At 60.4% G+C, this 8,945-nt stretch carries 17 protein-coding genes; 3 read left to right on the forward strand and 14 right to left on the reverse strand.

What is annotated here, in order from left to right:
- The 3 genes from BDO18943_RS16780 to BDO18943_RS16790 are packed head-to-tail and all read right to left on the reverse strand — an operon-like array spanning position 1 to position 805.
- Positions 1-180, reverse strand: coding sequence for a hypothetical protein (locus BDO18943_RS16780; protein ID WP_025496186.1), 180 nt, complete (start codon positions 178-180; stop codon positions 1-3).
- Between the two features lie 31 nt (positions 181-211).
- Positions 212-433, reverse strand: coding sequence for a hypothetical protein (locus BDO18943_RS16785; protein WP_025496185.1), 222 nt, complete (start codon positions 431-433; stop codon positions 212-214).
- Positions 434-475: 42 nt separating this feature from the next.
- Entirely contained in the window at positions 476-805 is a 330-nt protein-coding gene (locus BDO18943_RS16790) for a hypothetical protein (RefSeq protein WP_025496184.1), read from the reverse strand.
- Between the two features lie 258 nt (positions 806-1,063).
- On the opposite strand from BDO18943_RS16790, the gene BDO18943_RS16795 reads away from it, so the two are divergent.
- Complete coding sequence (locus BDO18943_RS16795; RefSeq protein ID WP_025496183.1) at positions 1,064-1,576, forward strand: hypothetical protein; 513 nt, start codon at positions 1,064-1,066, stop codon at positions 1,574-1,576.
- 37 nt (positions 1,577-1,613) lie between these two features.
- Positions 1,614-2,150 (forward strand): hypothetical protein, encoded by a 537-nt coding sequence (locus BDO18943_RS16800; protein WP_025496182.1) that lies wholly within the window; start codon positions 1,614-1,616, stop codon positions 2,148-2,150.
- A 57-nt stretch (positions 2,151-2,207) separates the two neighbouring features.
- Here the strand turns inward: BDO18943_RS16800 and BDO18943_RS16805 are convergent, their stop codons facing one another.
- The 8 genes from BDO18943_RS16805 to BDO18943_RS16840 form a co-directional block, all read right to left on the reverse strand.
- Entirely contained in the window at positions 2,208-2,558 is a 351-nt protein-coding gene (locus BDO18943_RS16805; protein ID WP_235996068.1) for a hypothetical protein, read from the reverse strand.
- Between the two features lie 187 nt (positions 2,559-2,745).
- Positions 2,746-3,102 carry a hypothetical protein gene (locus BDO18943_RS16810; RefSeq protein ID WP_025496180.1) on the reverse strand — a complete coding sequence of 119 codons (357 nt, stop codon included), beginning with the start codon at positions 3,100-3,102 and terminating at the stop codon, positions 2,746-2,748.
- A gap of 422 nt (positions 3,103-3,524) precedes the next feature.
- Entirely contained in the window at positions 3,525-4,067 is a 543-nt protein-coding gene (locus BDO18943_RS16815) for a hypothetical protein (RefSeq protein ID WP_025496179.1), read from the reverse strand.
- A 120-nt stretch (positions 4,068-4,187) separates the two neighbouring features.
- Positions 4,188-4,475 (reverse strand): hypothetical protein, encoded by a 288-nt coding sequence (locus BDO18943_RS16820; RefSeq protein ID WP_025496178.1) that lies wholly within the window; start codon positions 4,473-4,475, stop codon positions 4,188-4,190.
- A gap of 65 nt (positions 4,476-4,540) precedes the next feature.
- Positions 4,541-5,197: a DUF6283 family protein gene (locus BDO18943_RS42655; protein WP_235996070.1), complete on the reverse strand. Its 657-nt coding sequence runs from the start codon at positions 5,195-5,197 to the stop codon at positions 4,541-4,543.
- Between the two features lie 12 nt (positions 5,198-5,209).
- The gene (locus BDO18943_RS16830) at positions 5,210-5,479 is read right to left on the reverse strand and encodes a hypothetical protein (protein WP_025496176.1); all 270 of its coding nucleotides are present in this window, start codon (positions 5,477-5,479) and stop codon (positions 5,210-5,212) included.
- A gap of 14 nt (positions 5,480-5,493) precedes the next feature.
- Positions 5,494-6,087, reverse strand: coding sequence for a hypothetical protein (locus BDO18943_RS16835; RefSeq protein WP_025496175.1), 594 nt, complete (start codon positions 6,085-6,087; stop codon positions 5,494-5,496).
- Positions 6,088-6,153: 66 nt separating this feature from the next.
- A complete protein-coding gene (locus BDO18943_RS16840) occupies positions 6,154-6,303 on the reverse strand; it encodes a hypothetical protein (RefSeq protein WP_171030067.1) in 150 nt (49 codons plus the stop codon).
- A gap of 192 nt (positions 6,304-6,495) precedes the next feature.
- On the opposite strand from BDO18943_RS16840, the gene BDO18943_RS16845 reads away from it, so the two are divergent.
- The gene (locus tag BDO18943_RS16845) at positions 6,496-6,885 is read left to right on the forward strand and encodes a hypothetical protein (RefSeq protein ID WP_025496174.1); all 390 of its coding nucleotides are present in this window, start codon (positions 6,496-6,498) and stop codon (positions 6,883-6,885) included.
- 25 nt (positions 6,886-6,910) lie between these two features.
- On the opposite strand, the gene BDO18943_RS16850 is transcribed toward BDO18943_RS16845, so the two are convergent.
- The 3 genes from BDO18943_RS16850 to BDO18943_RS16860 all read right to left on the reverse strand — a co-directional run bounded on the left by BDO18943_RS16850 (position 6,911) and on the right by BDO18943_RS16860 (position 8,914).
- Positions 6,911-7,966 (reverse strand): A1S_2505 family phage non-structural protein, encoded by a 1,056-nt coding sequence (locus BDO18943_RS16850; protein WP_175023354.1) that lies wholly within the window; start codon positions 7,964-7,966, stop codon positions 6,911-6,913.
- Between the two features lie 180 nt (positions 7,967-8,146).
- On the reverse strand, positions 8,147-8,365 hold the full coding sequence (locus tag BDO18943_RS16855; RefSeq protein ID WP_025496173.1) for a hypothetical protein: 219 nt from the start codon (positions 8,363-8,365) through the stop codon (positions 8,147-8,149).
- A 72-nt stretch (positions 8,366-8,437) separates the two neighbouring features.
- The gene (locus BDO18943_RS16860) at positions 8,438-8,914 is read right to left on the reverse strand and encodes a hypothetical protein (RefSeq protein ID WP_137962559.1); all 477 of its coding nucleotides are present in this window, start codon (positions 8,912-8,914) and stop codon (positions 8,438-8,440) included.
- Positions 8,915-8,945: the final 31 nt, after the last annotated feature.

Consider the following 8,945-nt stretch of genomic DNA (forward strand, 5'->3'; position numbering starts at 1 on the left):
CTAGAGCAGCTCGTATTTTTCCATCAGTTCGAGCTTCCGGCGTTCCTTGCGGCGCCGATCCTCGCGCGATTCTTCGGTAGGGACGATATCGCGTTTCGCCGCGAGCGTCGCGTCGTATCGCTCCGTCTCGGCGACCAGCTTGAAGAGCTCCCTCAGTTCATTCTTTGCTTGCGTGAACATTTCGGTTCCTGCGTGTCAGGGTTGAGAAGTCTTACGCGACCAGACAGACGTGGTCCGCGATCTCCGAATACGACATTCCGCCATCGTAGTAGTCCTGCAGCGATCGCTCGTTCTCGCGCACGTACGCTTCGGCCTTCGCCGGGACGTTCATGCCGACTTCGCGCATCGCCTTGAGCTCGCAGAGGACGTTCGGCAAGACGTCCTGCTCGGGGATGTTGCCGGTGGTCGCGACCTGGGTAGCATTCTGGCCCATTTTCTAAATATCCGGAGATTGCCTAAACGGCGTGATCGAATTTTAGTGCAGGTTTTCGCCCCAGCCGTGCGCGGCCGGATCAATGACCGGACAGGCCTGCCGGACGAGCCTGTCAAACTCGCAGTCAATCTCGATCCAGTCGTCGGCGTCGGCGAAAATAAGCCGGCCGCGATCAGCAGCGCCGATGTAGCGCACCAGATTGCCGTGGATCTCGAACTCGTCGCCTTGCGAATCGAGATCCAGGAAGGTGCAACAGTACATCGCGCCGACTTCGAGAGCATTGCCCGCGTGGTCCGTGATCACTGCAACCGGCGCATGCACGGGAGCGGTTGTTTCCGTGGGCACCATACGGACGTGGTTCAATTCGTTCATGGATGTCCTGTTGGTTGGTGGCTGACTTGCCATGCGCCCACTATAGCGGCGCGGATACCCCATACAAGAGCCCGCGAAACTCGCATTCCCCGGCTTTCCCTCGACCACTTGAGGTGTCAATTCCTGTTCGGAATTAGGTGAGCTTTTTCGGGAATCAGATCACGCAGTATTCGGTCCGGGCCCGCGTGCCGGACCTTGAATGGCGCGCGCCTCCTGGGATAATCCGTCCATACCCGATCACGAGGAACGGAATTCACCATGCATCTCGCTCACACCGATCAGCGCCGGATCACGGCACGCGCCGCCGGAGCCCTGCCACCCGGCTCCATTCTCGGCTCGGTCCAGGTTCCTGGTCACGTCATTCGCCTCTCTGACCAGTTGGCTGGCGAGTTCTACACCGCCGCCGAGGAAATCGAGTTCTGCGGCGATCAGGTCGAGACCTTCGCGATCCCGCCGTGGGCCAGCCGCGACGGTGCCGCGTGGCTTCCGGATCTCGCCGCGCTCGGCTACCGCCGCGCTGACAGCGGCTTCCGGGGCCGTGAGGAACTGCTCGTGGCGACCGCGGACGTAGACATGCACACCGACGACGAGGGCCTGGTGCTGATGGTAGTGCTGCACAACGACGGTCTAACCTTCCGACAAGGAAAGGTTCGCCACAAGCCGAAGGCGGGTGAGTGCTTCATCTTCGACGATCGTCTGCCTCACGGCGTTGATGAGGCGCCCGGCCGGGCAGCGTTTCTCGGCTGGAACATCCCGATCGTGCCGCTCTGATCGACGGCTATCGCTCCCCATTTTCGAGAGGAACACGATGAAACAACAGGACATCAAGGTCGGCAGCATCTATACCGACGGTAAGGCGGGCCTGCGCCGGGTAACGGCTGCTGGTCCGCAATACAAGCTGTACGACGGCCAGGAGGAAACGGACTGCCTCCAATACGAGGTCATCGCGAGCGCGGCGGCAGGGTCCGTTGTCGAGCGTGGCAAGTCGCCCGACGGTAATCCGCTCGCCCACTCCACACGCCAGTCGTTCGCGGCATGGGCGAAGGCCGAAGTGCCGGCCGACCAGGTCGTGCAGAAAATCGCTGAGTTCGGCGCCAAGCGCGTCAAGCTCACGCCCCCTCAGGCCAAGCTTATGCGCACCTTCGACCCGGCTGACGAGATCAAGACGGGCACGAACTGGTGCTGTGAGCCGGACGAGCTACGCCCGGCTCGCGCGTGCCAGGACAAGGGCCTGCTCACAATCGACGGCGAGCCGGGCCGCGGCGAGCATTTCGAGGTCAAGCTGACGCTCCTCGGCATCGAGGTCGTGCGGCTCATGACGACTGGCGTAACGGAGCCGGCGTAACCGTACTTCAACCGGCCTAAGGTCTGTCGGGACACAGTCCGCGTCCCGACCACACTGTTACCTGCCGGCGTTGGGGCGAGCATCAGTGCGCGCGACCACTCTCAGCAGCTCGGCCCGAATGAATTTCGGGAGCGTTTCTCCATTCCCCATCCTGATGAAGGCTGCCCGATGCTCTCGTGATCTCGAGCACAGCGCTTCCAGCTTTGCAAATGCCTCACACGACGTCCGATAGCTTTCGGTCTGGCGCACGAACTGACTCCACCAAAATTCAAACGTGGAAACTCTGCGCCGCAGTAGAGCGGCCGCGATCAGATGGTCTCTGACCTCGCGCTCTTCTGGCGGAATGCTGCCCACTGCAAAGTGATCGAAGGGTTCGGTCACATACCTCTCATCAAGAGGAGTGTCCATGTGCCGAGTCCGCTGACCGTCTTGCATAAAGGTCAGACTCGGATCGAACGGTTCCTGAGCGTATTCCCACGATGGTCGCGGAATAGATCCGACCGGAGGAGCGTCTGCGCCCTGTCTGTTGCCGAGGTTATGCATGGTGATGTCTTGGTTTGCCGCAACGCTTGAAGGCTCCGTGCGCCGCTTCTCTTCAGCCTTGTTCGCCCGCCGGTCGCTGGCCAGGGCGAGTCTCGTCTTCGAGTGCGCCCTTGTTTTCCGGAGACACATCTAAAGGTGCTTCGCCGTTGCGCCGCATGTCGATCTCACGCCAAACTTTCGCGCTCAGCCCGAATTCCTCCCGATAGGAAGTGATGCCCCGGTTGAATACCTGCTCGAAGCGCCTGAAATCCTCCTCCGTCTCGGCAAGCACGAGCGCCATGACGGGCTTTGCTTCCGTGTCACCGAAACCCACGCGGGGTAGAGCGTGCATTGCATAAAACGTCTGGCCCGCTGGGAGGGCGTTGCAAAATGCCTCTACCGCTTTCTTCAGTTGCGCTTCGGTCAACATGCCCTTTCCTTCTTGTTGTCTGTGGAGTGGCTAGGTTTCGACCTGGGCCACTTCGAGGTCTTTAAGCTCTTCAACGCTGACCCCGGCCGCCGAGGCCGCTCGTGCGACTGCAGCTCGAAGATCCGCTTGTTTCTCCGCTGCGGCTGCATCCACTGCGCGTAGCGGATGCAGTACCTCGCGCGGGCTGGACTAAACGTACGGACACACGACCACGCCCCTCCTACCGGATCGATTTGCTTTTAACGCCATCGTCCCACGCCTGCAGCGCAGCCGACTTTGTTCGCATCGGGGTTGCCCGGACTCCCCCCGGAAAGTGCGACTTGGTGCAGTACGCGGTCCAATACGTTGGCCCCTTCGTCACAACCGGCTGCGCTCCACATCGCGGACAGGGTTCGTTCATCGAATCCATCGTCGTTCTTCCGTCAGTGTGCCGGAACGACGTAGTCCCCGTTGGGGCGCTTGACGACCGTCGCTGGCATTCCGTCGTGCTCGCGGTGTTCGACGGTCCACGTTTCCACCACTCGCTCACCACCAGTCAGAAACTGGACCCGCACGGTGTTCGTGCCTGGTTTGACGACGACGCATCCGGTGAACGGGCGAAGGCTATCATCCGGACGGCCTCCGATCCAATAGTCCTTCCACGGACGAGGATCATCAGGGCAAGGATCGAAACCGAAAATCGCAGTCTCATGACCGTCAATCTGCACCTTGTATCCCGGCTGAATGATGATGTCAGGGTTACCCATACCGGATTGGACCATGACTTCACGAGCCAGATCCCGCGCGTACGGAAACGCGATGGCCAATACAACGATAAGGCCGGTGATGCCTACTGCCGCGTAACGTGCTCGACGCTCGAGCTTACCTAGCGCAGAAGTGAATACATTTACCATGTCGATCCTACCTTCCCCATTCCTTACCGAATTGACTGCGATCACCCGATTGACCTGATGATTTCTCGGCATCTCTCAACTCCTGTCAGGGACTATCGGCACACGACCAAATTTTGCCAGCCCGTTCCCACGAATCTAGACAACGCAGCGTGCCGAACCGATCGTTTTTCCGGTCTGGATTCGCGCCGCCAGCTATCGAGTAAAGATCACAGCGACCGCTGGCACCATGATCAACAGCCCCAATCCGATCAGGAACAACACCTTCGCCCGCCAGCCCTTGGCCAGGTCAATTCCGATTCGGTTGCTCAAAGCACCCCATACCGTTCCGACAAAGAACAGCAGCCCGCCCTTGGTCGTCTCGTGAACGCCCAGGGCCATTACCGCCAGCTCGTACACAGCAAAGACCGCCGTGCCCATCGCCGCGGCGAATGTCACATCGTTGAATGTCGGCCGGCGAAGCGTTACTCCCAGTATCTGCATGACTGACTCTTTCGGGTTGGCCGAAATTCGGCAACTACAGGTTAACGGATTCGAACGGAGCAGCCTTAAATACGAATGGCGGCCCGCACCGCGTCGCCGGCGGCCTCCTCGTAATGTCGAGCGTTCTCAGGCCTGTCGTCGCATGCGCGGCTGATCACGCTGGCAATATGCGGCACCGCGCTCCGGCCCGGCTCCCCTCCCTCAGCAGCCGTCAGTTCGGTCAGCACAGCGTCCGCGACGTTGAGGTAGTCCTGCCATCTGTATTCATTTCCCGCCGCGTCGCCCTGATGCATGGGCTGCTCGCCACAGGCCGAGCAGATTGCACCGGCCACACGATCCCGAGTTGCCTGACCGGGCTGCGTAGCGCGAAGCTTCTCCATGACCTGCTGGTAGTTCTCGTGGAGCGCTGGCCAGTCCGGACCCGGCTCGAGTGCGCCCGGATCCAGACGACCTTTGAACACGTCAAGACGAACCTGCGGATGCTTGTGGCCGACCGTTGCCAGCCAACCGGCGCACGCGAGCTCTGCGCCGACCCTCGACTGGTGGCAAGCAAAGATCCCGGCACCGATCTCCGGTCCCATCCCGCGATGGTCCGGACAGGTGGCCGCCAGATTCTCCGCCAATTCCATGTCGAATTGCGGGATGTCGGTCACCGAGCTGTCGAGCCGCCAGGGGCACGAGGCGCACGGCTTGGCCATGTGGTGAAGCGGATTGTCAGCCATTACTTGTCGCCTTTACTGAACCTCGGCGCGGCCCGATGCTGCCACCAGCACGGCCTCTCCGTTGATCCCCGGCGCATAGCCCACGCTCCTGAGCGCGTCCAGCGTCGGATAATAGGTGAACTCCCCGAGCACTTCGGCACCGTCGCCTTCCTCATAGGATCCGCACAACATGACCGTGCGTTCCGTCACCTGGCAGGAGAGGCCCGGTCCCGGGTTCGCCACATCACGGACGAAGCCGTCTTCGTCCACGAAACACCCTTTCGGGTAGTTGGAGTTCGACATGGACGTGCCCCCCATCATGCCTTGATGTCCTGCAGGAATGCGTTGACCCGCGCCGCCATCAGCGGATCCAGTCGGCGCTCGATTGCGTCTTTCAGTTCCTGGCTGACGGCGATCTGGTAACCATGCTTACGGCCAAGCGCGAGGAAGGGTTCGTTGTCGGCGCACCACTTGACGAAACTGTCCAGCGCATCGACGCCGAGCACCTCCCCTTCGACGAGCTGCGTTTCGCGCTCGAACAGCATGTCCCCATCGCCCATTTTCGCGAGAATCACGGTCTTGCCGACCTTCGTCGGGAGCGCGGCAAACCACAGGTCGATCACGGATCCGTCGATCCTGGCTCTCAGCTTCGCGGTCTGCCGGCGGTCATCGAGCTGGTAGGTCGGATGGGACGCCACCCTGGAGTGGGTGTTATACAGGTACAGGAATGCAGTATGTGCATCCATGACGCTGAGCGAGAGGCTCAGACTGTCTCCCGGCTGCTGCTCGCCATAGGTGATGACCGCCGTGTCATTGGCGTCACTGATCTCGCATTTGGCGATGTTCCTGCCCCCTGCAAATTGGCGAAGGATCGCGGCAGGAAGCGTGGGAATTCTCTGGTCTACGTGCATTTTTCTCGTCCGGATTGAGCGTGCAGTGGCGAGACATCGCCAACCGCGTCATTATCGCTTGAGAAGTCAAACTTCCAGAATCGTGAAGTCCGGGTCGACTTCGACGAGATTGCCGAAATCGTCCTGGACCGCGAGATACGGTCCGGTGCCGTGCTCGAACACATAGGTCCACCGGATATCGAGCTTCCACTTTTCGATCTTCGCTTTTCTGTACATTGCCGAATCCTCCATTTGTCTTGACGGGCAGATCATGGGAACACATTACCGGTCCGGCGCCGGGTTTCAAGCCTCTGCGCGAAAACTCAGTTCGTTCGACATGCCTTGAATGCGCGAGCTCGCCGCGTATCTTCATGTCATGGTTCAGCGGCATACGCTGCGCCGCTGGATACGACACTGGAGAGCCTGAACATGAGCACCGAACACATCGCCCGGATTTTCGACCAGAAAGGCATCCACGCCGCCTACGACGCTGCATGCGCCAAGATCCGCCAGCAGACCGAGGAGATGAACGGCCTGTGGTCTTCGCGCTTCTTCGAGCGCCGGATTCTCGATGACGGATCGAAGAAACTCTGGCCGACTACCGAGGCACACATCAGCCGCAGCCACGATCTTTCCGATTGCGATGATGGTCCGATCCCCGAGTTCCTGTACTGCGACGTCGACGGGGAGCTATACCCTGTGACGTTGGGCAAGCAGGCGCGAATGAACAGCGACCAGGAACATCCGGTTCACTACGCATCGGCCGACATGATCGCGAACGGGAAGGTCGTCGGTCACGTCATCTACACCGACCACTGACCTCGCCGCTGTCGCGCTGACCGACTTATTCGCCGAACAGGTCCGCCTGCCCGCTGCGGGACGTCTCACCCGTGCGAACAGCCTCCTCGGCTTGAGCGACGGGCTCGACTCGGACGAGCCATTCCCTCCACGGTTCCGGCAGGGAACAGTTGATCGGTGCCCAGGCGAACAGCGGTGCGATCTCACTGTCGCGGTACCCCGCCAGTCCACAACCGATTCTTGTCACGAAGAACCGCTCGGCCGGCTTGCTCTTCGCGTATGCGATGAATTCTGCGACCGCGCCCGCGATCTGCTCGAGCGGCAGGGTCTGTTCGGGATCGTCCAGTGGCGGACGGGGATTTCCTGGCGTCGGCCGGCCATCCTTCGTCGGGACCGCATAGCTCTGGCGGCTTCTGCCTGCCGGTTTTCCTGAGGCTGCGCCAAACTTCTCGCGAGCGACAAGCGCCGCGCCTTTGCCATGCCGCGATGCAAGATTCGATCCGAACACGAAGATTTCGCCATCCTTCGGCAGGGTTCCGTCGAGATGGAAAATCCGATGTTGCCCCAGCATCCACAGCACGAAACGATCGTATGCGCCGTCGTTGGCGAGATTGAACACCGGCACGCGATGGCGACTGGCCAAGACGATTGCGGTTGCAGTTCCGCCCGTTTCGGGAGATCGAGTCGCCTCTGATTCGCACCCATCCGGCGTCCAGCAGAGGACGAACCGCGCCGGCCTGTCGAGGTTCGGCCCCAGAAACTGGCCGACGTTGCGCGAATGCAGCCGACGATCGCCTTCCTTCACCCGAGACCAGGCCGGATGCACCGTTGCCGCTACTTCGGAGTGCCTGGGTGTTGGGAATTGCGCATGATCCGCGGAATGGCTGTTGAAACCCGGCCACGGAAGCCAGATCTCCTTCGCGCCGCCGACGGCGTCGCATCCCGCCTCGAAAGCTGCATCGGCCCGATCAGCTGCGCCGGAGCGCAAGACGTAGCCAAGCGCAGAGAGGCGCCTGGCGATCGCCGTCATGCGTCTGCAGATCTCGACTGGGGTATCGGTGGAGCCGATGCCGGCATAGTAGAGCGTGTCCGCGTTTTCCATACGGCCAGCATACCTGCCCGGTAGATCCCGACAAGAGCTCGTAAGCCCTCGTTGCTGCGGGAATATCTTGACCGCTAGGTCGCGATTGCCACGCCGGCGAGAGCGACATGGTCGCCCACGCGATGCCAACCGGCATACCGCTCACCTGATGCCCGCGTGGCGGCGGGCATCAGGCAGAATTTACGCAGTCTCGATGTCGACGCGCAAGTTGTTGAACCATGCAGCGAACTCAGCGGCGTCGGTGAACACCTTGGTCAGCGCACCTTCATTGCTGATGCCGACGGTATAGCCCTCGTTGAGGAGTCCAACGATGTGCGTTTCAAAGAGAGCAGGATTCCCTTGTTTGGTAAGGGAGTCGCTGATCGTTTCTACGGAAATGGTGACTACGGGAGTGCTCATAGTTCTCTTCGTTTGATTTCACGGCGGCCGGCCGTGCGCGGGGCGCCGCTGGCACCGATTGTTTTTCCGGCCTCAGTCGAGGGCTAGTCGATCAGTCAAATGCAGGTCCCGGCATTTTTCGACATAGCGAGCAATAACGTCAACGATCCGGCGAAGATTCGTCAGGTTTGCACGTGCTGTTTCCAAGTCGGCGAGGTTCCGCTCGACCTCAAGTGGGTCCTGCATATCTTTGTTGATCCCCGCGACGATCAAGGGGTACAAATCGTGAACCTTCTCAAAATCTTTGAATGTATCCAGCTGACCGTCTGTCACGTGGCGGAGCAGATAACCGAACTCGCGAACCAACAAGCCGTCTATCGAGAGATCACGGACTGTATCGAGTTCCATTCGATTCTTGACCATCCACTCCAAGAGCTGACGTTCTCGACGCCGGGTCGATTGCTTTATCCGTCGCTCTAGCCGCCATTGGCGAGGTACATCGCCGCGTACCACCCAATGAACTATGGCGACTGTCACGATTACTGTGCCCATCACGACAAATTGGTTCATCCAGCATCCATTTGCTTTCGGCTTCGGGCCG

Source organism: Burkholderia aenigmatica, from assembly GCF_902499175.1.
Classification (GTDB): domain Bacteria; phylum Pseudomonadota; class Gammaproteobacteria; order Burkholderiales; family Burkholderiaceae; genus Burkholderia; species Burkholderia aenigmatica.

Excerpts from the sequence above, each read along its gene's own strand:
- BDO18943_RS16780 (WP_025496186.1), bottom strand. The coding sequence starts at position 180 with ATGTTCACGCAAGCAAAGAATGAACTGAGGGAGCTCTTCAAGCTGGTC.
- BDO18943_RS16785 (WP_025496185.1), bottom strand. The coding sequence starts at position 433 with ATGGGCCAGAATGCTACCCAGGTCGCGACCACCGGCAACATCCCCGAG.
- BDO18943_RS16790 (WP_025496184.1), bottom strand. The coding sequence starts at position 805 with ATGAACGAATTGAACCACGTCCGTATGGTGCCCACGGAAACAACCGCT.
- BDO18943_RS16795 (WP_025496183.1), top strand. The coding sequence starts at position 1,064 with ATGCATCTCGCTCACACCGATCAGCGCCGGATCACGGCACGCGCCGCC.
- BDO18943_RS16800 (WP_025496182.1), top strand. The coding sequence starts at position 1,614 with ATGAAACAACAGGACATCAAGGTCGGCAGCATCTATACCGACGGTAAG.
- BDO18943_RS16805 (WP_235996068.1), bottom strand. The coding sequence starts at position 2,558 with ATGGACACTCCTCTTGATGAGAGGTATGTGACCGAACCCTTCGATCAC.
- BDO18943_RS16810 (WP_025496180.1), bottom strand. The coding sequence starts at position 3,102 with ATGTTGACCGAAGCGCAACTGAAGAAAGCGGTAGAGGCATTTTGCAAC.
- BDO18943_RS16815 (WP_025496179.1), bottom strand. The coding sequence starts at position 4,067 with ATGCCGAGAAATCATCAGGTCAATCGGGTGATCGCAGTCAATTCGGTA.
- BDO18943_RS16820 (WP_025496178.1), bottom strand. The coding sequence starts at position 4,475 with ATGCAGATACTGGGAGTAACGCTTCGCCGGCCGACATTCAACGATGTG.
- BDO18943_RS42655 (WP_235996070.1), bottom strand. The coding sequence starts at position 5,197 with ATGGCTGACAATCCGCTTCACCACATGGCCAAGCCGTGCGCCTCGTGC.
- BDO18943_RS16830 (WP_025496176.1), bottom strand. The coding sequence starts at position 5,479 with ATGTCGAACTCCAACTACCCGAAAGGGTGTTTCGTGGACGAAGACGGC.
- BDO18943_RS16835 (WP_025496175.1), bottom strand. The coding sequence starts at position 6,087 with ATGCACGTAGACCAGAGAATTCCCACGCTTCCTGCCGCGATCCTTCGC.
- BDO18943_RS16840 (WP_171030067.1), bottom strand. The coding sequence starts at position 6,303 with ATGTACAGAAAAGCGAAGATCGAAAAGTGGAAGCTCGATATCCGGTGG.
- BDO18943_RS16845 (WP_025496174.1), top strand. The coding sequence starts at position 6,496 with ATGAGCACCGAACACATCGCCCGGATTTTCGACCAGAAAGGCATCCAC.
- BDO18943_RS16850 (WP_175023354.1), bottom strand. The coding sequence starts at position 7,966 with ATGGAAAACGCGGACACGCTCTACTATGCCGGCATCGGCTCCACCGAT.
- BDO18943_RS16855 (WP_025496173.1), bottom strand. The coding sequence starts at position 8,365 with ATGAGCACTCCCGTAGTCACCATTTCCGTAGAAACGATCAGCGACTCC.
- BDO18943_RS16860 (WP_137962559.1), bottom strand. The coding sequence starts at position 8,914 with ATGAACCAATTTGTCGTGATGGGCACAGTAATCGTGACAGTCGCCATA.